19 protein-coding genes and 1 pseudogene are annotated in these 24,402 nt (G+C 36.0%); 18 read left to right on the plus strand and 2 right to left on the minus strand.

Annotated elements, in window-relative coordinates:
* Nucleotides 1-165 precede the first annotated feature (165 nt).
* From NAG76_09470 to NAG76_09530, 13 genes and pseudogenes are all read left to right on the plus strand, one after another.
* Nucleotides 166-1,323 carry a cobalamin-independent methionine synthase II family protein gene (locus NAG76_09470; GenBank protein URN96423.1) on the plus strand — a complete coding sequence of 386 codons (1,158 nt, stop codon included), beginning with the start codon at nt 166-168 and terminating at the stop codon, nt 1,321-1,323.
* A 431-nt stretch (nt 1,324-1,754) separates the two neighbouring features.
* On the plus strand, nt 1,755-2,771 hold the full coding sequence (locus NAG76_09475) for a methionine ABC transporter ATP-binding protein (GenBank protein ID URN96424.1): 1,017 nt from the start codon (nt 1,755-1,757) through the stop codon (nt 2,769-2,771).
* A complete protein-coding gene (locus NAG76_09480) occupies nt 2,764-3,426 on the plus strand; it encodes an ABC transporter permease (GenBank protein URN96425.1) in 663 nt (220 codons plus the stop codon). Before NAG76_09475 ends, NAG76_09480 begins: the two co-directional genes overlap by 8 nt.
* Before the next feature lie 40 nt (nt 3,427-3,466).
* Complete coding sequence (locus NAG76_09485; protein URN96426.1) at nt 3,467-4,315, plus strand: MetQ/NlpA family ABC transporter substrate-binding protein; 849 nt, start codon at nt 3,467-3,469, stop codon at nt 4,313-4,315.
* 225 nt (nt 4,316-4,540) lie between these two features.
* Nucleotides 4,541-5,074, plus strand: a complete 534-nt coding sequence (locus tag NAG76_09490) for an RNA polymerase sigma factor (GenBank protein ID URN96427.1) — start codon at nt 4,541-4,543, stop codon at nt 5,072-5,074.
* Nucleotides 5,071-5,901, plus strand: a complete 831-nt coding sequence (locus tag NAG76_09495; GenBank protein URN96428.1) for a hypothetical protein — start codon at nt 5,071-5,073, stop codon at nt 5,899-5,901. Before NAG76_09490 ends, NAG76_09495 begins: the two co-directional genes overlap by 4 nt.
* 91 nt (nt 5,902-5,992) lie before the next feature.
* A complete protein-coding gene (locus NAG76_09500) occupies nt 5,993-6,700 on the plus strand; it encodes a DNA alkylation repair protein (GenBank protein ID URN96429.1) in 708 nt (235 codons plus the stop codon).
* Between the two features lie 47 nt (nt 6,701-6,747).
* On the plus strand, nt 6,748-7,341 hold the full coding sequence (locus NAG76_09505) for a YdeI family protein (protein ID URN96430.1): 594 nt from the start codon (nt 6,748-6,750) through the stop codon (nt 7,339-7,341).
* 158 nt (nt 7,342-7,499) lie between these two features.
* Nucleotides 7,500-7,664, plus strand: a pseudogene (locus tag NAG76_09510) (ATP-binding protein).
* Nucleotides 7,665-7,803: 139 nt separating this feature from the next.
* Nucleotides 7,804-8,766, plus strand: a complete 963-nt coding sequence (locus NAG76_09515) for a YafY family transcriptional regulator (GenBank protein ID URN96431.1) — start codon at nt 7,804-7,806, stop codon at nt 8,764-8,766.
* Nucleotides 8,767-8,879: 113 nt separating this feature from the next.
* Nucleotides 8,880-9,503, plus strand: a complete 624-nt coding sequence (locus NAG76_09520) for a glutamine amidotransferase (GenBank protein ID URN96432.1) — start codon at nt 8,880-8,882, stop codon at nt 9,501-9,503.
* A 192-nt stretch (nt 9,504-9,695) separates the two neighbouring features.
* Nucleotides 9,696-10,667, plus strand: coding sequence for an alpha/beta hydrolase (locus NAG76_09525; protein URN96805.1), 972 nt, complete (start codon nt 9,696-9,698; stop codon nt 10,665-10,667).
* 183 nt (nt 10,668-10,850) lie between these two features.
* Nucleotides 10,851-11,660: a DUF4097 domain-containing protein gene (locus NAG76_09530; protein URN96433.1), complete on the plus strand. Its 810-nt coding sequence runs from the start codon at nt 10,851-10,853 to the stop codon at nt 11,658-11,660.
* Between the two features lie 94 nt (nt 11,661-11,754).
* Here NAG76_09530 and NAG76_09535 read toward each other — a convergent pair whose 3' ends face one another.
* Together NAG76_09535 and NAG76_09540 are read right to left on the minus strand one after the other, a co-directional pair.
* Nucleotides 11,755-13,491: a hypothetical protein gene (locus NAG76_09535; protein ID URN96434.1), complete on the minus strand. Its 1,737-nt coding sequence runs from the start codon at nt 13,489-13,491 to the stop codon at nt 11,755-11,757.
* A gap of 18 nt (nt 13,492-13,509) precedes the next feature.
* The gene (locus tag NAG76_09540) at nt 13,510-14,460 is read right to left on the minus strand and encodes a hypothetical protein (protein URN96435.1); all 951 of its coding nucleotides are present in this window, start codon (nt 14,458-14,460) and stop codon (nt 13,510-13,512) included.
* A 328-nt stretch (nt 14,461-14,788) separates the two neighbouring features.
* On the opposite strand from NAG76_09540, the gene NAG76_09545 reads away from it, so the two are divergent.
* The 5 genes from NAG76_09545 to NAG76_09565 all read left to right on the plus strand — a co-directional run bounded on the left by NAG76_09545 (nt 14,789) and on the right by NAG76_09565 (nt 24,390).
* Complete coding sequence (locus NAG76_09545; GenBank protein URN96436.1) at nt 14,789-16,603, plus strand: VWA domain-containing protein; 1,815 nt, start codon at nt 14,789-14,791, stop codon at nt 16,601-16,603.
* Nucleotides 16,604-16,687: 84 nt separating this feature from the next.
* The gene (locus NAG76_09550) at nt 16,688-20,077 is read left to right on the plus strand and encodes a tubulin-like doman-containing protein (GenBank protein URN96437.1); all 3,390 of its coding nucleotides are present in this window, start codon (nt 16,688-16,690) and stop codon (nt 20,075-20,077) included.
* 10 nt (nt 20,078-20,087) lie between these two features.
* The gene (locus tag NAG76_09555; GenBank protein URN96438.1) at nt 20,088-22,415 is read left to right on the plus strand and encodes a hypothetical protein; all 2,328 of its coding nucleotides are present in this window, start codon (nt 20,088-20,090) and stop codon (nt 22,413-22,415) included.
* Nucleotides 22,416-22,444: 29 nt separating this feature from the next.
* The gene (locus NAG76_09560; GenBank protein ID URN96439.1) at nt 22,445-23,728 is read left to right on the plus strand and encodes a VWA domain-containing protein; all 1,284 of its coding nucleotides are present in this window, start codon (nt 22,445-22,447) and stop codon (nt 23,726-23,728) included.
* 20 nt (nt 23,729-23,748) lie between these two features.
* A complete protein-coding gene (locus NAG76_09565; protein ID URN96440.1) occupies nt 23,749-24,390 on the plus strand; it encodes a beta-mannanase in 642 nt (213 codons plus the stop codon).
* Nucleotides 24,391-24,402 lie beyond the last annotated feature (12 nt).

A 24,402-nucleotide genomic window follows, 5' to 3' on the forward strand; every position in this document is an offset into this window, starting at 1 on the left:
GTTCGAATACAAATCTTTGTTAATGTATTATGATAATTTATGATTATAGTTATAGTTAAAAACTATAACTAGATATGCTTTTTAAGTGTTACTTGTACATTACCTCTACATGCTACAATCATTGCATTACTAATTGACATGTACTAGATTGAGGAGGTTTTTTTTATGTGTAATAAATTTCAAATCGTAGGTAGCTTGTTACGTCCGGCTGATCTACTAGAATATAAAACGCAAATTGAGCATCGTGATGACATTAATTATCCATTTTATCAACAATTTGAAGGATATGAGCAATGCGAAGCAAAGGCAATCCAAGCTGTAGTAGATAAAGAAATTGAGAATGGTTTGTCGATTATTACGGATGGTGAATATTCCAAATCCATGTGGCATCTGGACTTTGTCTGGGGCCTCGAAGGGGTTAGCCGCTATATTGCGGATCATGGATATTTTTTCAGAGACACAGATGGAACTTCGAAATACGAGACACGAAAAGATATTGGTCTACGAATTACGGGTGAATTAAGCGGAAAAAATCACCACTTTATTAAAGTATTTAAAAAGCTACAAGCTGCTGCAGGCGACCATGAAACAAAGTTATGTGTTCCTTCTCCATCGCATATTTTTGGTGAATTGTCATGGTCGGATAATATTGGTGGTAAAGAAGCAGTTTATAAAGATAGACATGAGCTTAAAAACGGTCTGGTCAAGGCATATAAGGAATTTGTTGAGCAATTTGCTACTGCGGGAGGGAAAATTCTGCAATTCGACGATTGCTTGTGGGAGCTTTTTGCTGATGACAACCCGAACTCTCCATATACAGGTGAGAACATCAATCAAGAGGAAGTACAAGCTCTTGCTACAGAGTTTATTGATATTAACAATCTAGTAATAGATTTTGGTCATAGTTTAGGCTTGAAGATGTGGACGCATAACTGCCGTGGTAACTATGATTCCCGTAATATGGGTGGAGGCTCATATGCCAAAATTGCTAACCTCTTCTTAAAGCAGCTTAAATATGATCGCTTTTTCCTTGAATGGGACGATGAACGTGCAGGTTCACTTGAGGCGCTTGCTGTGTTTAAGGATAAGCCTGAAACGGAAATTGTACTTGGCTTGTTGTCCTCTAAAACTAATACTCTTGATGATGAAGCTCGTGTAATTAAAATGCTTGATGAAGCATCGAAAATTATTGATAAGGACAGATTATTGCTTTCTCATCAGTGCGGTTTTGCGTCATGTGATGGTGGTAATGAATTAACTGAGGCTGAGCAGTGGACGAAGATTAATCAAGGATTAAAAATTGCCCAGCAATATTGGGGGTAAATAATACTCATTCGGTATCATAACAGTGATTAGTTGCGAAGGTGATATAAAAGGATGGCTCGGAAGGTGGTTAATAAACCAAAGAGCCATCTTTTTCTTTTAAATGTATATGCATAAAAAATTGTATGTAATTTATATAGTGCGAATGATTTTGGCAAAATCATCAATAATAGTAAGAGAGCATTGATTAATGAGGATGTTTAAATAATGGAAGTAATATTAACTATATAAAATAATAATAAATTAGTTTATTAATGTATAATAGTAGTTTGATTAATTATTTAATTTGAAAATAACAATAAGAAGGAAATATAATTATATATTAATCGTAATTATTTGTTATACTAATTCATATTGAAATCATCGGAAATGGATGGCTTCATAAATAGATACATTGTAAACTAGGTAACTGGTGTGCTAGGAGGATAAAGTTGATTGAACTAGTTGACTTATACAAGCTGTACAAAACGAATAAAGGCACAGTCGTTGGCGTCGACAACGTCAATCTTCATATTGCAAAAGGTGAAATATTTGGAATCGTCGGTTATAGTGGCGCAGGTAAGAGCTCAGTACTGCGTTGTATCAACCTGCTTGAGACGCCAACATCTGGCAGAGTGTTGGTGAATGGCGTTGACCTCACCACTCTGAATAAAAATGAGCTGAGAGTCGCTCGGCAAAAGATCGGCATGATCTTTCAACATTTTTATCTTGTCGGAAGTAAAACCGTATTCGAGAATGTCGCGCTTGCTTTGGAAGCAGCGGACAAGCCAAAGTGGTCTATTCCAAGCAAAGTTACGGAGCTACTTCAGCTCGTTGGTCTAGGGGATAAGGCAGACAGCTATCCTGCTCAATTAAGTGGAGGTCAAAAACAGCGTGTTGGCATCGCACGATCGTTGGCGAACGATCCGCAAGTGCTGCTATGCGATGAAGCAACGTCAGCACTTGATCCGATGACGACACAGTCTATACTGTCACTACTTCGCGAAATTAATCGCAAACTTGGGCTTACTATTGTGCTCATCACACATGAGATGGAAGTTGTGAAGGAGTTATGTCACAGGGTTGCCATCATGCAAAATGGAAAAGTAATTGAAGACGGTAACGTATATGAGATTTTTGCTAATCCGGTACAGCCGCTGACTCAGGAATTTATCAATAGTGTTTTGGAATTTAAGTTACCAGCTAAACTTTGGGAGAAGCTTGACCCATCTGGAAAAGTATTAAAAGTATTGTTCCGTGACGATGCTGCCCAGCAGTCTATTATTTCAGATTTACTGAAGAAGAGTGGAATTCAAGCAAATATTTTGCATGGGAAAATCGAGTATATAGGCGAAAAACCTCTCGGAACTTTCATAATGGAAGTAACCGGAACCGATGAAGAAGTCGATTCGGCCATTCGGTATTTGAATGAACGATCTTGTATTGTGGAGGTGGTTCATCATGTCTAGCTCATTCATCGAAATACTTCCCGATATGGCAAAAGCATTTTATGAAACACTCTACATGGTTGGTATCTCCCTACTGATTGCTTTTGTTGCTGGTCTGCCGCTTGGTGTATTGTTATTTATAAGCAGTAAAGGTCTATTTTCAGAGAATCGTGTTATTAATATGATTTTGGGTGTAATTTCGAATATTGTACGCTCAATACCGTTCTTAATTTTGCTTGTGTTACTGTTGAAATTCACTCAATTTTTACTTGGAACTACAATTGGTCCAACAGCTGCAGCTGTTCCGCTCTCTGTTGCAGCGATTCCATTCTTTGCGCGTTTGGTAGAAAACTCGCTTAGAGAGGTCAATAAAGGAATCATTGAAGCTGCTATTGCAATGGGTGCAAGACCTTGGTTTATTATTCGCAAAGTATTGCTACCTGAAGCGAAGTCGGGAATTATTTCAGGTCTTACTATAACGGCAATCAGCTTGCTTGGTTTCTCTGCGATGGCAGGTACGGTTGGTGGCGGAGGAATTGGCGATCTCGCTATCCGATTCGGCTATTATCGATATGATAATGAAGTACTGTTCACAACAGTTATTCTTCTAATCGTAGTTGTTCAAATTATCCAAATCGTTGGTGATTGGGCATCTCGTAAAGTAGATAAACGTTAAGGTGAAATATTATTACAACTCAGAAAAGGGGATAATTACATTGAAAAAACAATTAACAATCGTTACGGTGTGCATCTTATTGATGTCATTGCTTGCCGCATGTGGTAGTAACAACACGCAAGAAGGAACGAGTTCTAACGAAGGTGCTGCTGGGGAGAAAAAAACGTTAAAAATTGGTGCAACTGCAGGTCCTTATAGTGATATGGTGAACAAAGCGATTAAGCCTCTTATGGAAGAGAAGGGCTACAAGATTGAGATCGTGGAATTTAATGATTATGTTCAGCCCAACAGATCGCTTGATAACGGGTCGATCGATGCTAACCTGTTCCAACACATTATTTATTTGAATAAGTTTGCCGAGGATAACAAGCTTGAACTTAGCGCTGTCACTAGTGTTCCAACTGCGCCAATGGGTTTGTATTCTAACACAATCAAATCTATTGATGATATTAAAGAGGGAAGTTCGCTTACGATAGCGAATGATCCTGCCAATCTTGCACGCTCACTACTGCTGCTTCAGGATATTGGGTTAGTTACAATCAAAGCAGATGCAGATCCGGCAACAATTTCCGATAAGGATATCGAAACTAATGTTAAAAATCTTAAAATAACTTCACTTGAAGCTGCTCAGCTTCCGCGTACACTGGACAGCTCTGATCTGTCTGTAGTAGCAGGAAACTTCGCACTAGCAGCGGGTATGGACCTGACTACTGCATTGCAACTTGAGAATATGGCTGAAAACTATCGTAACGTTGTAGCTGTTAGAACAAAAGATATCGAAAGCCAATTCGCTAAAGATTTGAAAGAAGTTATTGAATCTGCTGAGTTTGAGAAAACGATGGACGAGCAGTTCCAAGGCTTCTCTAAACCTGAATGGATGACAAAATAAAAGAATGAAAGCAGTAGCTTTTCATTACTTTTCATAGGTAAGGACAAGCAACCTGATGCTCAAGCATCAGGTTGTTTTTTGGTATTTTTATTTTTATAATCACGATAATACCAAAGTTATTGAATAAAACTATAAATTTCTTTTTAATACTTGAAAACGAAATCGAAATAATAAGGGTAATATATATGATTACTTTTTAATGGGAACAGAAGGGAGAAGGAGCTATTGAATGATAATCAAATTATTGAAAAAATAAAGCAAGGTGAACAGCAATATTTTAGAGTGCTTTATGATAGGTACTTTGAATATGCAGTGAGGGTTTCAACCATTATTTTACGAAATCAGCAATCGTCAGCGAAAGATGTTGTTCAGGAAGCATTTATAAGAGTTTATCGAAAGTTAAATCAATTTGACATGGATCGCGAATTTAAACCATGGTTTTATACGATATTACTAAATGAATGCAAACGAATAAGCCAAAAGAACAACGATTCGGAAGTTGCAGGCGAACAAGTGGTGGAGCCATTGTATCAAGATCGGCATCCTTTCATTGAATATGAATCTCTTTATATCGCGATTCAGCAGCTAGAAGAGCATAATCGAGTGCCAGTTATTTTGAAATATATGCATGATATGAAGGATCAGGAAATTGCAGATATATTACAGGAAAATGTAAATACGATTAAATCACGGCTATACAAGGCTCGTATAAAACTGAAAAATTTGTTGAAGCATGAATCTGGAGGTGCAGTTCAATGAAAGAAAAGCAATTAGATGAGATGATTACGAATGCTTTGTATAATCATTCAAATAGCGACTCGTTAGATAAAGAGGAAATATGGAAAAGTATTTCGCAAGAGCTACAATTAAAAGAAAGCTCTAATGAAGATACGGTTAGTGAAGAAGGCACAAGTCCGGTGCAACATACACCAAAACTTCTGAGTAAGGAGAAGTATATGAAAGAGTCTAACAACAGAAAAGGGAGTAAATGGGGTTGGATTATTACTCTTGTTGCAGCAGCGAGTATAGTTGGTGTGATGGTGACAACGAATACTGGTCAAGCTTTTGTTAATCAAATTAAGCAATATTTTGAGCCAGAGAAAAAAGTGATTGAAGAGTACGAGGGCATGCCCGAAGAAAAGGACATTGTATTGCAAAATACAGAATCGGGTTATGTTATCTATATAGATGAAGATAGATATAAGCTTGTTCAAGAGGAAAATCAGGACGTAATCATGCCGAAGATCCCGTTGGAAGAGCGATACCCTGAGGTTTCGATGAGTATTAAGCAAGTGGTAGGAGTGTTACCTGAGCAGATTATTGCGGAGCAGCAGCAGCTTTTGGCTGAGAAATATGATAAAGTTGAAGCACCAGTTCAAGTTACGGAGCCTCTTGAAGCGACACTAATAGCGGCAAAGGACGGTCAAAGCTGGGATAGTCCAGTAGTGAAAGTTTATGTACTTTCTAATGGTTACGGGGGAAGTTTTGTCATTACGGAAAAATACTTTCTTGAGGCATCAGAAGGCCATGGGGCAAGATTTTACTACATGCTAGAACAATTTACGCTTGTAGATCCGAAGCAATAAAAAACATCCTAATCTGAATATGAAATAATAATCTATGCAAGACTTTATACTATAAGTGAAAAATAATAGCAAAGTAGAAGGAGTGTTAATCATGGATTTTCAGATGGTTATGCAGGAACTTGAAGCTCTAGGTAAGGAACGAACGAAGAAAATTTACCAATCTAATGGGGCACAAGAACCGCTTTTTGGCGTAAATACAGGAGAAATGAAGCCTCTTTTTCGGAAAATAAAACTTAATCAACCTTTGGCTGAGCAGCTTTACGCTACAGGTAACTATGATGCCATGTACTTTGCAGGAATTATTGCTGAACCGAAGGCTATGACCGAAGCGGATTTTGAACGCTGGATTGATGCTGCTTATTTTTATATGATATCTGATTTTATCGTAGCGGTAACTTTGTCAGAAACAGATATTGCACAACAAGTTTCTGACAAGTGGATCGAAAGCGGTGAAGAACTGAAAATGTCGGCGGGATGGAGTTGTTACTGTTGGCTTTTAGGCAATCGCCCAGATCGTGAATTTTCCGAAAGTAAAATAGCTAAGTTGCTTGAATTGGCAAAAAACACGATACACGATGCACCCGAACGAGCGAAATCCTCCATAAATAATTTTATTTACACCGTAGGAGTATCTTATTTGCCGCTTCATGATTTGGCGTTCGAGACTGCGAAGATAGTGGGTCCTGTATCTATTAAGAGTGAGAAGAAAAAGGAAAACGTTCTAATCGCATCAGAACAAATTCAAAAGTTTATAGATAAAAGAGATCCTGGTTTCAAACGCAAACATGTAAGATGTTAGATACAGTAAGTCATACACAAACTTATAATGGAGAGGGTAGTTCCTTGATGACCAATATTAGAACCAATGCTAAGGTTGATGAATTTTTAAGTAAGTCTAAAAAGTGGAAGCAAGAATATGAGCAATTAAGAAATATCGTTCTTGACTGTGATTTGACCGAGGAATTCAAGTGGATGCATCCTTGTTATACGTTAAAAAATAAAAACATTGTGTTAATCCATGGATTTAAAGACTACTGTGCACTTCTGTTTCACAAAGGGGCCTTATTGAAAGATCCCCAACATATTCTAATTCAACAAACGGAGAATGTGCAAGCGGCGCGCCAGATTAGATTTACTAATGTTCAACAAATAGTAGAGATGGAGTCCATTTTAAAAGACTATATTATTGAAGCTATCGAAGTTGAAAAAGCTGGGTTAGAAGTAAAATTGAAAGAGACCGCAGAGTACACAGTTCCTGAAGAATTTCAAAATAAATTAAATGAAAAAGCTGACTTAAAAACTGCTTTTGAAGCATTGACGCCCGGGCGGCAAAGAGCTTACATTTATTATTTTTCTCAACCTAAACAATCAAAAACTCGTGTTTCTCGAGTTGAGAAATATATGCAACAAATTCTAGATGGAAAAGGATTAGATGATTAAGGCTTGTATGCTAACCTAGCATTAAATGATCGTATAGGGATACAATGATATTTATATAATTTGACGGAATAAAGGACTGCCTTGTGGTAGTCCTTTATTCCGTTATTGGGCGTTATAATGACATATCTAAATTTGAACTTAGCGAAAATATAGATGAGTTGTTTGAAAGATTCAAACGTGGAGATACATCACGACAAACTGAAGGTTCTGGACTTGGACTTGCTATTGCCAAATCAATCGTAGATCTTCATGAAGGTAGTCTTAATATTGAAACGGAAAGCGACCTATTTAAAGTCACTATTTCATTAAAACTAGCGATATAGCGATTAGATGGTGTGAATGAAAGTAGTATATAGTATTCTTAGAGGGAATGGCTTGTTTGAATGGTTAGCTCTGAGAAATAACAATGCTCTAATGATGTTTACTAAATTTTGAAATCTTACAAAAACGAGGGTGCATACTATGCCAAAAAACGATAATATGCTATCGATTCTATGGATGCTGAATACGGGGGTAAAAGTTACAGCAAAACAAATATCCGAAAAGTTAGAAATAAATATAAGGACAGTTTATCGTTATATTGATGCATTATGTGCGAGTGGAGTACCTATTATATCGGAAACAGGTCATAATGGTGGGTATAGCTTGATGAACAATTTTATTAGAGCGCCATTGCTATTTGAGATGGATGAAAAGAAGGCACTCCTTCATGCTGCAATTTTTGCAAAAGAGACCGGATACCCTTTAAGCGAGGCGTTAGATAATGCAACATCAAAATTAAAGATGTATTCTAATCAAGAACAGGAAAGTATTCTTAGTCGTCATTTGGCCGGTTTTGAAGTGATAAACCATAGGGGAGACTCTTCAGTTCAGCAAGTGTTATTGGAATTAGAACAGTCTGTTGCAAACCAATTTTCTGTAGAAATTGAATATCGCCCAAACCGTGAAGAACAACCGAAAAATAGGGTGATAGATCCTTATGGAATGGTTTACTGGAACAATAAATGGTATACTGTTGCATTTTGCCACCTAAGGAATGAGTTTCGTAGCTTTCGAGTAGATCGGATTTTGCAAATCAAACCTACTCAAATAATATTTGATCGTCCAGAGGCATTTTCGCCCCGAGAATTTTTTATGCAAAATCTGTTACCTGATTTGGCTGGTAACAACGGATTAACTTCTTTAATTATCCGAGGTAGATCAGAGGCATTGGATGGCTTATGCCTACATTGGTTTTTGGGACATCATCTGCAAGAACGAACATCCAATCAAGCAATCTTTTTACTTGACGATAAATCAATTCATACCTTTGTTCCTTATATTCTCCTATCCTACGGGAAATCCATTCATGTTGTTGAACCACAGAGTTTGAAGGAAAAAATTGTCTCTATTGCATCAGAATTAATACAATATTATCAATCTTAATAGCTTCACTGACAGTAGATGTCAGTGAAGCTATTTTATAATGAGGATAATCATAGATAACTGATGGATGCTTAGTGTCATCTGATGAAATTGAAAATAAGGAGAATGTGCGAATGAATAAGGTATATCTATATGTGTTTGACACAATGGCAGACTGGGAAATAGGTTACTTAACTGCCGAATTGAACTCGGGAAGATATTATAAAAAGGGTCTGGCCTCATCTAAAATAGTTACTGTAGGTATTGAAAAGACTGCTGTAATTACAATGGGTGGATTAACAATAATACCCGACATTACACTTGAGAATTGCAGTATTGAAGGTACGGATACATTAATTTTACCCGGAGGAAATACATGGATGGAAACTATTCATCAACCAATATTGAAAATCGCCCAGCGATGTTTAGCAGAAGGGGGAATAGTTGCAGCGATTTGTGGTGCTACAATCGGACTTGCTCAGATAGGATTGTTGAATTCACGTTCACATACAAGTAATGATCTGGAATATCTTAAAATGGTCTGTCCTACGTACACTGGCGAAAACTATTACAAGATGGACTCTGTTGTAACTGATGGTAAGCTGATCACTGCATCAGGAATAGCTCCACTAGAATTTTCTGTTCATGTCTTGAAAGCTTTGGATGTATTCACTTCAGAAACATTAGAATCTTGGTATAGTCTTAATAAGACGCAACAATCGCATTACTTCTATGAGCTTATGAATTCAATTCAATGAGTATAATACGGCAGCGGCATGGGACATGCCGCTGCCGTATTTTTTTGCCTGTTCATATTCCGTTCATATTGGCGTTACAAAGGGTACATATTCTTCAGGTAAAATCTCCTTAAAGACTTGTAGATAATAAATAGGTGATGTCAGGGGTAGATATGAGTGAAACTAAGTGAGGTAATAAAACGAAAAAAGGATATGACTATAGATAGGAAACAAACTCCAATCAAGAAAAAATTACTTATCTTTATATGGAGAGCAATAGTAGTAGTAGCTATATTAGTAGTCTTATTTTTAGCTATTGTTTTTATCGTTGATAAGGTAGCTACCAATTCGGAGCAGGGAGAAATAAATTCTTATGGTCAATTAGTGTCTGTAGACGGGAAAAAGATGAATGCATTTATTCAAGGAACAGGGGAAGAAACAATTGTACTCTTACCTGGTTTTGGAACAGCGGCACCAGCCCTTGATTTTAAGCCTTTAGTAGAAGAATTATCTCCATTCTATAAAGTTGTAGTTATTGAGCCTTTTGGTTATGGATTAAGTGATCTAACTGAAGTGGAACGAAGTACAGACAATATTGTAAGCGAAATTCATCAAGCATTGCAAAGTCTACAAATTGACCGTTATATTCTAATGGCTCACTCCATTTCAGGCCTTTACGGATTAGATTACGTGAACAAATATGAAAATGAAGTGAGTGCATTTGTTGGGCTTGATACCAGTGTTCCAACTATAAAAGAACAGAAGGTTGAACCTTCAACATTAAAAAAATTAAACCTACTCAAAAAATTAGGTTTCGCCAGATTGTTTGTGAAACTAGGCGATAACCCGTATGCTTCATTACCATATGATGATGAAACGAAAGAACAAATGAGAATGCTTGGTCTCAAAAATATGTTGAATCCAACCCAACTAAATGAAATTGAAAATATGTATTCTAATTTTAGTGAAGCTGAAAGTTTGACATTCCCAAAGAATCTTCCCCTTCTTTTCTTTATACAAGCGAATCATCCAGTAACTGATAGATGGATACCAGAGCATGAAGAGCAAATAAAAGATTCTGTTCATGGTAAAGTGATGACAGTGGAAGCAGATCATTATTTGTATCGTACGGAAGCAAAAGAAATTGCTGAAAATTTCAGAAACTTTATGAATGAAATAAAATAGTTTATTTAGTTAGTAATGCAAACTTGAGACCGTCCTTTTGGATGGTTTTTCTTTTTTTACTTTGATTAGATACAAGTGTGTACCCGTCTAAAGTCTAGTTAAAGTCTGGTCGAGGGTCTGTTTTGCTTTTTCTAATTCATGTTATAATATAGAAAAATATGGTTGTAAATAGGAGAAGAGATCATGAGATCGTATCAAACGATAAGTAAGTTATTACTGGTTGTTCTACTTGCAGTTGGGATGACAGGTTGCGGTTCATTTGCTACAAACGTTGGAAATGTTGTTATCGGTGAAGGTTCTGGTTCGGGCGAACTTATTAGTTTACAAAAAGAGTCATTCAAGGTTGATGATTTTGATAAAGTTCAGATCAATGTAGCTGCAATGGTAATATTTGTTACAAAAAGTACAACTGACAATGCAGAAGTGGAATTACTGGTTGACGATAAGATCGAAAGCAAATTTACATTAGAAGCTTCCATTAAATCTAGCAAATTAGATATTAATGTAAAGGAAAAAGAAAAAAACAAGAGCCTTATCAATGACACAAGAGGTGAAAGAAAGCTAAATATCTCGTTGCCGGATAAAGTGTATGATCAATTAACAATTAATAATAATTTTGGATTAGTAGATGTTAATGATTTAAATACGAAGAGTATAGATATTACTGTAGATGCGGGATCTATCCAGCTTAAAAGTGTAGTTGGTGAGATGAAACTTGAAGTTAATGCTGGTCAGATCGTAGTAGAAGGATTTAGTCTGGAAAACGATTTGACTGCAAAAACTGATGCAGGAGCAATTAGAATTGATTTGAATGAATCTCCGAAATCAGCTGAAATCAAGCTAGTAAGCGAAATTGGTTCAGTGTCGTCGAACTTGGAAGGAATCGACTATAGCGTGAATTCATCCAATAAAAAGACAGGAACAATTGGATCTAATGGTTATCTTATCAAGGCATCTACATCAGTGGGAGACATTCAAGTTAATGCAAAATAAGGATGAATACGATTCGTAATCCGCAATAAAGAAGGCGAATTTTCATTCGGAATCGAATGGAAATTCGCCTGTGTTTTTTAGATCTGTAATAACACTATTGAGTAGCCTCACTAACTTTGACATTATACGCAGTAAATTGTTGATCGCCGTTTGTAATAACATCCGTTGAAGTGTAGGTCCCTGTAATAATAGCATATCCAGGATAAAGATTAGCCACATCCGTTAATAAAATATATTCGTCACCATATTGAACAATTGCAGTACTTCCATCTGTAGTTATAATTTCACAATGGAATCGAACTTTTTGGTTTTTATAATTGATTAGCTCACTTAGATTAATTTCCGTATAGTCAGGTTTAATAGCTGTAAAATAATAATTGCCATTGGAGAAATCGTACCATGATAATTGCTCACTACCTTCTCCAGTAGCGTTATTAACAAGTAGTTTTCCTGCAGACTCAATCGTATAACTATCTGCTTCAAGATCTAATAGATTACTGAAAGTATTAGATGAATATTGATATGCGACATAATGATTTTTTCTACTTGAAGAACTTCCTTCTAATAGAAACACAGTTTCTCCACTTGGAGATAATTTATTTTCTGTTCTCAAAGTCTTGACAGAAAATCCAGCAGGAAGTGATATTTCCTGCTGAGAAACCGTAAGTTCATCATTCATGGTTACAAGGACAAGCTTGTTATTGTTAGCAGCAACAACATAAGCAACTGCATTAAACTGGTTTGTACCATTTATCATCTCTGAGAAGGTTTGACCTGCATAAGCTTTTTCAAGTAAGTAATTAGGGTCATTTTTCGCCCATTTTATTTGTACATCTTTCACTTGCTTGCTAGTGTCCTTGTATACATCTAATTGATTGTACAGTTCAATAGCATCTGCATAGTTACTTTCCTTTACTAGCTGTGCAGCCTTATCTATAAAGGATTGATGACTTTTCTGTATATATGGGATAACAGAATTACTACTATTAATTAATAAATTTGATGATTCATACTTTTTAGCTACGTTGAGGAATGAAGCGATATTATTATCATCTACCATTGCTGTTAAACGTGCTAGTGCAACCTGTTCAATAAGCTCTGGAATCCAGTAGGCTTTAATATTATGGTCCTTGTAGAAAGTATGTATATTTACCGATTGATCCTGAACGTTACTATAGTTTGCATCTTGAGCTATTAATTCAATTCTCATAGTATCATACGGAATAAGGATTTCGGCAATGCGCGCTAGTCGTGTATCTTCACCGCCCATATACTCGGAAGGCATCGTAAAATAGGTGATAATTAGTTCTTGATTCGTTTCTTTTTTACTTGTTAAGTCCGAAATATTTTTCTCTATTGATGTAATACGTGCTATGAATTTTTCGCTAAATGATTGCTCTAATCCGTATTGTTCATCTATGACATGAAATATATTTACAATATTCCCTGTCTTTTTTAAGGTAGCATTTTTGTAGGATCTGTATTCATTGTATGTCTTGATTAAGATTTCATTAGAAATTGATTTAGAAGCAATAGCCTCACGCATAGCTTGAAGAGAGGTTTGAATATCTGCGACTGGCTGCAGCTTTGTTAATGCTTCCGTCGTTTCTTTTTCTTTATATTGAATCCATCTATTTTCATTTGCCTCTGTGTAATAAGCAAAGGCATCTACGAGGTTATTATCGCTCATTAATAATTCAGCTTTATTGTAATTGTCTATTTTATTACCAGTAGCAATTAGCTTATACCCTATAATTATGAAGAGAATAATAACGATAATGGTACAAAGTAATTGATAGAGAAATGATTTTCTTATCGTTGTAATGTGCATATCTTTATCCCAGCCTTCCTACAAGATCCCTTGGAAATCAGGATCAAATCCGTACTGTACTCTAACTGTTTCTTTGCATTTCATTTTAAGAAGATGTAATTCTACTAATTCAGAATTTGAGATATTGCTTAGTAATTTACATAGTCTTAATAATCTATCTCTCGGCATAAATTGTACAAAGTCGAGGATAAATGATGAGAAGTGAGTGACATAATGTTTCATTTTAACAGTACATGAAGCGATGCTAACTAAAATATCATGACCATTTGGTAATGCTTCAATGATATGACGATAGTTTACGATATAGTGAATGGCATCTTCGCGAATGGCTTGTCGATTAACTTTTGAAACTTCGTATATATAATTGACAAGATCAGCATTATAACGATTCGGAATAATCGTATCAAGCTCAAGGTCCATATCGTTTCGAATAATAAAATGCTTAAGGCAATCAATTTTGAGGAGCTTAATTTCATCGATATGAAGCAGTGAGCCGATTTCTCGTAAATCCTCATACGCCAATTTTAGTTGATTTTGTTCCATAAGTTCTTCAGATTTTTGAACTTCTTGTTGCAAGTAATCGCGAATGATAGGACTCTCTTTCATAACAAGTTGCTGCAAACGAGAACTTTTTTCGGAGTTTCGATAGGTCCGCTGTAATATCATATATGCAATTGTAATGGATAGTCCAATAGCCCCTGTTAACAATAGTTGTAGAAGATCTTGTGAAAATACAACGGCAAGTGCCGCCAAGGCAATAACGACAAGTAGTTCAGTTCGTTTCATACGAGAGTTTAAGATGTGAGCATATTTCTCGAGTGAAATAGTACTGTTTTTTGCATGGCAATTATTACATTCTGACTCGGATAGAACGGAATAACCATTACAAGATTTACAGTATTGCAGTCGTTCAAATTGATAACTCACCGTTTTAGATTTCCGAAATTGAACTGGTAATTTGTTTTGCATTAGTGATCACCTTGTTTACTTAATATAGTTATTAACTCTTCATCTAATTGTTTTAATGATATTAATGACTTTTTGTGATTATGAAGTGAACGCCACTTCATAAATAGGAATAATAGACTAACAAATAACAACACATATGCTACCAAAAATGATCACTTCTTTCTATATATAGATTAATGTAGTATGTTTGATAAATAAAATAAGACATGGAAATTTTTTCTCAAAAAGGGTATCATTATCATAGGAATTATATCACAATTCGTAGTTTTGTCCCTTATTTTACATCATTTATATTTTAATAGATTAATTCATCAAATGGAGGATTCATATGAGGGTGCCACACAATAAATGGAGATTAGGTTTTCTAGGGAAGACAGTCATTCTAGCAATTATTTTTTCATTAGTGTTAAGTCATCAAATGATTTTTGCTGTAGGTAATTCGAATCAGAAGATTGATGTCATGCTAGTTATAGATTCTAGTACATCTATGAATAATAGCGATAAAAATAAAGTAGCAAATGAAGCGATGAAGCTCTTTGTTGATATGTCATCTATTCAAGGGGATCGTATAGGGGTAATTTCTTATACTGATCAGATCGAACGAGAAAAAGCCTTGTTGCAAATTGATACGGTTGAAGATAAACAGGATCTAAAGGATTTTATTGATGATATTAATCGTGGTCCATATACCGATCTTGCTATTGGTGTTGCAGAAGCGGTAAAGGTATTGGAAAAGAGCAATTCAAACAGTCATTTTCCAATGATTGTATTACTTGCTGATGGAAATAATTCATTGCCTGAGGGACGAAAGCAAGCTGATTCTGATAAGGAACTTCAAGCTGCCGTACAAAAGGCAACTGACAACAATATTCCCATTTATACTATTGGTCTAAATGCGGACGGTAAACTCAATAAAAAAGTTTTAGAAGATTTATCAGCTAAAACAAAAGGAAAGTCGTTCGTAACGAGCTCAGCTGAGGACTTACCACGTATTTTAAGTGAAATATTTGCAGATCACATGAAGTTAAAAGTTATCCCGTTAAATACAGTAGTAGGAAATGGTCAATTTCAAGAAATTAATATTGAAATTCCTAATAGTAATGTAATTGAAGCTAATATTTCCATGATGTCAGCTCAGAAAATTGAAGTTAAGCTGATTGATCCATCCGGTGCAGAGATTGCTTTACCTTCAGACGATGTTGTGTATTCAACTTCTAATGCATATACATTACTAAAACTTATTAATCCACAACAAGGCGATTGGAAGTTACAAGTGAAAGGTGTAAACGAAGATAAAATTGATATTAATCTTATTTTCAATTATGACTTACAAGTTGATGTGAGTATAGCACCAGAGCAAGCTACCTATGCGGTTGGTGATATCGTTGATATTAAAGCAACAATGTCTGCCAATGGTGGGCAGATTACTGATACTGAACAGTATAAAGATTTAAAAGCGACACTTGTTATAACAGATATGGATACTCAGCAGGTTCAAGAGACGGAGCTTACTAATGCTGCAACAAGCTTCACTGGACAATTTAAAATTCCAGATGCACATGACTATGAGTTAATGATTAAAATCGAGGATGCTAACTTTTACCGTGAAAGCGAGCTGTTAACCATTAGCGGTAAAGGAGCAGCACAGCAAGCAACAGCGACACCTGCCCCGACGACTACACCGAAGGGTTCAACAACTCCAAATGAGGAAGAAAAGGAATTTCCTTGGCTACTGCTTATTATCGGTGTTGCAGCATTAATAATCATTATTATTGCGGCAATCTTGATCGCAAAGTGGATAAAGGAGAAAAATCGCGGGTTCTATGGTCAGTTGGTCATAGAAGTCTATGATCTTGATACAAACGAACGAACTAGTCCGCAATATAAAAAGCTAAATTCATTTAAGGGAAGTTTTAAATTACATCATGTATTACAACTCGCTCCTGAATTTATTGAAACGGAGAAGATCATGTTCAAACAAGGGAATGACCTGATTTATGTCTATAATGCATCTGATTGTTCAATTGAGAAATCAGGGAGAGCATTTGATGCAACGAAAGGTAAAGAACTAAGAAAAAATGAGCGTATTATGATTACGCTGCAGCAGGTTAATAAATCAATTTCATTAGAATATATTGTGTAGTTTATATGTTTGCGAGGCTACTTATTATTTGCAGGTAGTAACAGAACACATGAGTAAAAAAAGTTTTGGGAGGGTTTTTTAGGGATGAAAGCAGCGATCAGAGAACATATCCAGCAATTAGATGTATCACAGGGTGGAGGTATTGTCAGCGATAAGATTCGAGTAGATACCATTGATAATCCCATGCTAGTTATTGGTCTTGGGGGTACAGGTATTGATGCTTTGCTACGATTGAAATACCAGATTAATCGTCGCTTTAAATTACCTGAGGACTCTATCTCCAAAAAACGCAAAGAAAAACCAGATAATGTGGAGTTTATTGCTTTTGAAACGAACGAACATGATCGCCACAAAAAATATAAAGGTATCGGTCTTGATCCATTATCAGAATTTGTATTGTTATCAAATTCTGAAATTGGAGGTTTGCTGCAGGATCGCACGACGCTAGAGTCTTACATTACCGATTGGTTGTCACCTGAACTGCTAATTACGGATGGTATAAGTGGAGCATCAGGTATTCGTCAGGCTGGACGTTTATTACTATTCACAAAAATCACGCAAGTTGTGCAAGCATTAGAGAAGAAAATTCAAGGATTGTCTTTAGGAACGAATAAGAAGTTAATGGTGTTTATGTTAACAGGTATTTCTGGGGGTACAGGAAGTGGCTGCTTCCTCGATATTTCCTACATTGTGCGTGCCATTATGGAGCGTGAGTATGGTGCGGCAGGTGTAGATAAAGTTAATATGCTCGGTTATATTTTTATGCCCGACGTGAATCTAGCTAATAAAAGTTTAACGGACCATACGAAGGAATATATTAAGAAAAATGGCTATGCAGCGTTGAAAGAGCTTGATTACTGGATGAATGTAGATGAAAGAAATGAACGATTTAAGCAACGATATGGTAATGCAATTACAGTAAATTCACCTATGCCACCATTCAATCTTGCTCATCTTATATCGGCAACTAATATTGATGGTAAACTGCTTGAAAATTCGTATGATTACTGCATGAACGTAACGGCGGAAAACATTACAAACTTTATGGCTAGCGAGGACAAACAATCAGGCGAAGAGTTTGCTATTCACGATTATATTAGTAATATTCGTACAAACATTAATCAGATGCCACGTCCTTTTACTGCTAACTATAAATATAATATTATTGGTGCTTCCTCAGCAGTTTTACCTATTGAGGAAATCACAACGTTTTTAGCGTATCGTTTATTCAAAAAGATGGAGAAAATGTTCGACAGCACTCCTAATCAAGAAGATGTTGCAACACTAATGCGTAAAATCGGTGTTGATATGGATGCAGTGACGAGAGAGTTTGAAAGTCGTGTACCAGAAGCTATTCCTGGTTATCAGAATAATGATCACTTTAGCTACGACAACGTCATAAAAGGTCAGATCATTAACGTTGATACAGAGCTAGAGCATAGCTATCTTTCTCGTGCGCGTGAACAATATGTTAAAACAAAAAAACAATATCCAGCGCAATTGCTTGAAAATTTCAATGAACAATTAGATCGTATATTCCAAAATCCTTCACAAGGTCCGTTTTTCGCATCACGGATTATTTTAACTAATAAGGGATATTGCATCATTAACCAAATTAAATCTTATATTGAATCCTTACAGGCACAACTAGCACGTATTCCGCAAGATATTGATCAAGCAAGAAATATTTCAAATCAAAAATTTGGAGATGCTCGCTCAGCACTTATTTCTAAACCAAAGAAAAAAGATGCCTTTATCGAAGCGAAAATTCAAGAGTATTTGTTACTTGCAGATGAAGCTCGTATGGAACAAATGATTGAGTTTTATGAGGACATGATTACAGCAATCAACAGTCAAAACTCACGTATTTATGAAATATTTACGGAGTTATTAAACGCGCTTAATACAATCTTTGAAAATAACGGTCAAATCCTATTAAACGGAGATGAACAGGTCGACCATAAAGGTAATAAAACATATTACTGGAACATCGTAAATGTACCAGATGTTGAAAAAATAGTAGGTAATATTATTGATGATAAAGGTGTAGAAGAGTTGATTCGTGATTTCACGAGCAGCTTGCTTAGCCAATCACATCAATGGATAAAAGAAGATGAAATTGATGTCATTGGCTCTATTTCTGAGTTTTTGACAGATCAATTTGGTGATTTGATTACGAAATCAATGGAAGATTTCCTATCGATTAAATACGGTAAGGACGAATCTATTGATAATATAGTTGAGCGTATTATTGCGAAGAAACTAGATGAGGAAGCAGTACCAGTGTTTCACTTGAGCAATAGCTCTGGTCACTTTAACTTCCCTCAATGGGGCTTTGTATCTGTTCCTGCAGATGCTGCTAATATTTTTAAAGGAATTAAAAAATATCAAGACATTGCGATTGGTCAGGCACGTTATACGATCAAAGAAAGTCAGGTTAAGAATAGAATATTCTGGTTGAATACACGTAATGGTATTCCATTGTTCTCATACACTCCGATTAGACAATATGAAGAGAGTTATGAGCGTACTATTTTGGATCAAGAGGGCATCGGTCGTCATCTTGTACAGACTCAACAGAAAAACTGGGCGTTCTTGCCATCTCCAATACCTGAGAAATCATGGGGTGAAATATACGAGAATCGTCGTTTGCGACAGTATAATCGTGACATTCGCGAGCTATTTGATAAAGCTATTCAATTTGGTTGTATCAAAGAAAAGGCAGACACAGAAGCAACGACCAATCGTTATAAAACATTTTTTACAGTACCGTTCAATGCAAATGAAATATTCGCAAAACATAGCTTGAATTTGAATTCCGGAACGATTAATTTCACACAATTGAATAGCTGTCTACAGGAGTTAAAAGGGCTGCTTGAAAACGGTCTTGAAATGGTAGAAAGCAAAGATATATTTGGAAGTATTAATGCGGATTTTGCGAAGGAAAATTTAATTCGTACACCTGATATTATTGAGCGTCTACGTCAAGAAGTACTGAAATATGAGCAAATTAAGGTGCAAATTAGTGAACTTGAGGAAATCAGCAATAAGCATTCTAATGATAGAAAGCAGCTAGATCTATTTATCGAAGTGCTTTATACACAAAGTATTTACAAGAGGGGTGCACAATACGTCTACGATCATGATGTGAACGAAGATTCTTGGGAGTCCATTGTAAATCTAATGCAAGTAAATAAGTTCGTTGAGTATGAAATATTTAAATTCGTTAATGCTCTTGATGACAAACGCAGAAGCTTGCTCATGAATAAGGCTGCGAAGCGTAGTAGAGTATTAACAGCAGATGCTGACATTACACCGCTGCTTACACGCTTAAGAGATTTGTTGGGATCAGCTAGTGAGAGTAAAGAAGCTTTAGATTATGATCGTCATGAACTTGCTGATGGTGAGGCGATTTACAGCTTCTATAAGCAGATATTCGATAAAGTTAACAATATGTTAAAAACATTAGAGTAGAGGGATCGGTATGCAACAACAATTATACGCCTATGCAAATGATTACGATTCACATGTAGATCATATCTCTGGAGATGTAGATGGTCAGCTAATTATTAATAACCCGTTACTGTACGTCTTTATTGGAGATATGTCTGCAGAGGCATTGGACACCGTTCATGAATTGAATAATAAGAAGTGGAATAATAGCAAAGGTGTATTTTACTTTCATATCTACCACCAGCGTACCGTGAACAAAGCTAATGTTCTTTCGCTACAGCTGAAGTTTTTAAGTAATCAAAAACAGAACATGAGACCAGCTGTCTATTCTGGCTTTTTCGATGATACTGAAACTCTAGTTAGACTAAATCAGCTAGCTAGAGAACTCAGTAATCAGATTGCTGAGCATGGTAATGTATATTCTAATTTTGAACGGCTGAATATGGCAGTAGTAACGAGAGTAGATGATCCTTGTAACATCCTTGTTCCGGAGATTACGTTGTTACTCCGTAATTTGCTCTCGGAGTCATTTAAGCTTATTCAGGTTGATATGTATGGCTTGATCAAAGAAAAACAAACAGATGAATTTGCAACGGCATTGTCAATGAGTTTTTTGAAAGAAGTAGATGCCTTCCATAGCAGAACATTTCAATACAAGAAAATGCTTCGAGTTACTTCTGATAATCTAGAGCTTCCAGTTGAATATGGACCAGCACCATTATTCGATTTGGTGTATTTGTTAAGTGACAAAAACATTAACGGTACGTTTCCAGAACAAAGCTTCGAACAAATTTATCACGCGATTTGCAGCATTAATCTATTGAAAAGCAGAAAGGTCATCGATCATATCGATACCAAATACGAAAGTTATAGCAATCAGCAATTCAGACAGCAAATTACTTCAGCTGAAAATGATCAGGTTGTGTATGCTAGTGCAGGTTTTTCTAAGGTGAACAAACCAAACCAAGCGATCGCACTAACGATTATTTATCATCTGTTTCAACATATTATGAATATTCTCCAAGAGCAGAGTAAGGTTGAGCTTCGTCGTACTCGTGATTTACTCTTGGTCAGCTCAGAGGCTTTAGAACATAAAGCCTCTGAACTCGTTTCGAGCAAGGATCGCATTTTACCGGATATGGGAGCTTTGTTAAGCAAAAATGTATCCTCAAGTAGACTTGAAGATTTATCGTTAAAAGAAATTGAGGTTCAGTTATTTGACAATCAAGCTCAGCAATTTTTTGACACCAATATTTCGGTTCCTGCATTTCAAAAGATAGAAAAGTTGAACATTGTTGCTGATTTGCAGCAAAGAATGAACAGTAAAGTGATTAATGATTCTAGGTATGGAATGTATTGCGCGTACTTATGGACCTCTGAGCAAGATGAATATTCTATCGTGAATGAGTTGCAGAGCATGAAGCAGCATTTACTGAAAAGAAAAGATGAGGAACAACAGGAGCTTGAACGTATTGAACATAGACGTTTGGATAAAAAGGGTAATATTCTTTCTGTTTTGTTAGGTAATACACGTGTGAAGCAAGCAATTAACCAAATTTTTGAGCAAGTCTATACGAAAAAACATGATCTGTTAGTGCTTGATATTCAGCTAGAACTCGTTAGACAATACGAAGCTGCTTTACAGGAACAGCATACTCGTTATAAGAAATATTTTGATACGCTGCAAGCGATAGAAAAGGGAATGAAGGATGTTTCGCGACAAAGTGTAAAGGATGCTAATGACTACTTGGATCGCAATATCCCGGAGTACTACAGTGACATTGTTCGGAAAATATCTCAGGAGCTTGAACAGAAAAAGGGCCAACATATATATTTTGAATCACAATATTTAGGAAATATTGTAGAACATCTTAATGAGCAAGGCATGTCATTTATTGAACGATTAATTCTCCTCTGTAAAAAGGAGATTTTTACAAGTAATCATTTGAATTTATCATTTGAAGATGAACTTTTGAATCGTGCTAATATCACTGTATCGTATGAGGACAAGGAGAAGGTGCTTTCCAAGGAAGAACTTTATCGTGACTTATACTTGGCATTAGAGGAGCAGTCCACTGTTCATATTCATGTTCATAATTATAAACAAAAGTACAAATACGAAGAAAAGTACTTCTTTGCAGATTTTGAGAGCGAATTTATTAAGTACTCCTTTCATGTGGATGAGAAGTCTCGTACCTATAAGCTAGGTTGTGTACATGAGAAGGATTCTTCAGTAATTGAAAAGCTAAATATGATGGGTGGATTTAAACTAGCAGATATTATGTACGTCATTAATGGCATGAAATACTATGATGCCTATTTGCAAAATGGTTATCAATTTCATAGCGAAGAAAAATAATAGCTACAAGTTAGAGAGGATGTCGGAGTATGTACAGAAAAAAAATTAATCCGCTGCTCATCTTATTTAGCATACTTGGTGGAGTACTAGGATTTATTTCGGGAGAGTTTATTCTATATTGGGGAGAAGGCCAACTTCACTATATTGTTCTTATGGGACTATATTTTGGTGTGCTAGCATTTTGGGTAGCACTGCTATGTCTAATCGCGGAGATGATTTCTCCACAATTGAATGGGCAATATTGGCGTGCCACTAATTCGGGCGATGGATGGAAGTTACTTGTACCAGGCTCACTTGTAATGCTATTACTAGCAGGTATGCTCTTTCAGTTTATTTACGGCTTATATCTAGGTAACAGCAAGCCTCCACAGGATATTATTATTGCTATTGATAACTCGGAAAGTATGCTTGAAACAGATCCTAATAAATTGAGTATTACTGCTATTCAGCAATTGTTTCAAGGTATGGAGACTGATAAGCGAGTCGCTATTTTAGAATTTAACGATAGCGTCAACGTGCTCCAACCGCTTACTGCAATTAATCAACAATCTGTTCGTGATGAAATAATTATGAATCTTCAAAATATGGATGCTCCTTATTTCGGGACTGATATTGGTCTTGCATTACAAGAAGCAATGAATCAAATTAATGAAGCTAGTCAAGATGGACGTAAAAGTATGGTTATTCTTATCTCTGATGGCTATAGTCCAGTTGAACTCAATACAGCTTTAGCTGAATATAAGGACCAAAACGTAGCGGTTAACACGATTGGGATGAATATGTCTTTGCGCGAAGGTAATGATTTGCTTAAAGCAATCGCATCAGATACTGGCGGAAAGTTTTACGAGGTTTCAAAAGCACAAAGTTTATCTCTTGTAATGGATGAAATCTATCGTGCAACGCAAACTTGGCATTTAGTTGGCGAAAGAACTGCTAATACATTAGATAGCTTGTACTATGGCTTAGTACGCGTAATTAGCATCTTATTAATCGGAGCATTAATGGGACTTTCATTAGGTATTATTTATAATAATCGCTATCTAGCAAAAAGCTTTATGATAGGTGGTGCAATTGGAGGATTGCTAGCGGGATTACTATTAGAATTCGGTATTAAGTCATTATTACCAGATCTATTAGTGAGAGCATTTGCCGATATTATTTTGGCACTTGTGCTAGCACTATCAACAGCTGTAATTGCTTATAAACAATCAAATTCTGACGTAAGCAATGGGATGTATCAATCACGAAATCAACAACGTAACTATCAACAAATGGGCGGCAGACCCGAACAGGTATATAAAGAGCTTCGATAGGGACTAGGAAGGTGAACAGCATGGATCGTAATTGGACGTATGTAACGGATATACCAGACAATTATCATATAACTGACTTGAAACATTATATTCAAGAAAATCAATGTACACTCACATGGAAATGGCCTGAAAACATTCAATATGTACTTATGGTCTGCACTGTTGATAGTCCACTAGAGGAAGAGCAGCAACAAGAAAGTAAAGTGTATACGAGAGAAGAATATAAAGCAAACAAAGGCTATAAGATACAGCTCCATAATATGGGGCGGTATCATATTCGAGTATGTGCTTATCGTCATATTGATGCTCAAAAATGTGTCTACGATCAACAGGATGATCGTAATAGTATAGCCTTTAATTGGGGTAAATCTATCGTTAAATATGCGATTAAATATGGTAGTACTTTTTTGAAAAAGACAAAGACCACCAAGATTGAGTTATATAGTGAAATGTTCATTACGAAGGAAATATTGTGCTATGTGAAAAAGGAAGGCTCAATTCCGGCATCGATTGACGATGGAATCTCCTATCCATTTATTCATGATATTTTGCCAGGTATGAACAAGTTACCGGAGATAGAGATTGGTAAGCAAGATCAGATTAGAATTTTTTTGAATGATAGTAAGAAATATGGCCATATCTTTACACTAGTACCAATGTGAAGGAGAGAAGTA

The organism is Candidatus Pristimantibacillus lignocellulolyticus, assembly GCA_023639215.1.
GTDB classification, from domain to species: Bacteria; Bacillota; Bacilli; order Paenibacillales; family Paenibacillaceae; genus Pristimantibacillus; species Pristimantibacillus lignocellulolyticus.

What these genes read in the sequence shown, in the direction of transcription:
- NAG76_09470 (URN96423.1), top strand. Translation starts at nt 166, where the DNA reads ATGTGTAATAAATTTCAAATCGTAGGTAGCTTGTTACGTCCGGCTGAT.
- NAG76_09480 (URN96425.1), top strand. Translation starts at nt 2,764, where the DNA reads ATGTCTAGCTCATTCATCGAAATACTTCCCGATATGGCAAAAGCATTT.
- NAG76_09495 (URN96428.1), top strand. Translation starts at nt 5,071, where the DNA reads ATGAAAGAAAAGCAATTAGATGAGATGATTACGAATGCTTTGTATAAT.
- NAG76_09500 (URN96429.1), top strand. Translation starts at nt 5,993, where the DNA reads ATGGATTTTCAGATGGTTATGCAGGAACTTGAAGCTCTAGGTAAGGAA.
- NAG76_09505 (URN96430.1), top strand. Translation starts at nt 6,748, where the DNA reads ATGACCAATATTAGAACCAATGCTAAGGTTGATGAATTTTTAAGTAAG.
- NAG76_09515 (URN96431.1), top strand. Translation starts at nt 7,804, where the DNA reads ATGCCAAAAAACGATAATATGCTATCGATTCTATGGATGCTGAATACG.
- NAG76_09520 (URN96432.1), top strand. Translation starts at nt 8,880, where the DNA reads ATGAATAAGGTATATCTATATGTGTTTGACACAATGGCAGACTGGGAA.
- NAG76_09525 (URN96805.1), top strand. Translation starts at nt 9,696, where the DNA reads ATGACTATAGATAGGAAACAAACTCCAATCAAGAAAAAATTACTTATC.
- NAG76_09530 (URN96433.1), top strand. Translation starts at nt 10,851, where the DNA reads ATGAGATCGTATCAAACGATAAGTAAGTTATTACTGGTTGTTCTACTT.
- NAG76_09535 (URN96434.1), bottom strand. Translation starts at nt 13,491, where the DNA reads ATGCACATTACAACGATAAGAAAATCATTTCTCTATCAATTACTTTGT.
- NAG76_09540 (URN96435.1), bottom strand. Translation starts at nt 14,460, where the DNA reads ATGCAAAACAAATTACCAGTTCAATTTCGGAAATCTAAAACGGTGAGT.
- NAG76_09545 (URN96436.1), top strand. Translation starts at nt 14,789, where the DNA reads ATGAGGGTGCCACACAATAAATGGAGATTAGGTTTTCTAGGGAAGACA.
- NAG76_09550 (URN96437.1), top strand. Translation starts at nt 16,688, where the DNA reads ATGAAAGCAGCGATCAGAGAACATATCCAGCAATTAGATGTATCACAG.
- NAG76_09555 (URN96438.1), top strand. Translation starts at nt 20,088, where the DNA reads ATGCAACAACAATTATACGCCTATGCAAATGATTACGATTCACATGTA.
- NAG76_09560 (URN96439.1), top strand. Translation starts at nt 22,445, where the DNA reads ATGTACAGAAAAAAAATTAATCCGCTGCTCATCTTATTTAGCATACTT.
- NAG76_09565 (URN96440.1), top strand. Translation starts at nt 23,749, where the DNA reads ATGGATCGTAATTGGACGTATGTAACGGATATACCAGACAATTATCAT.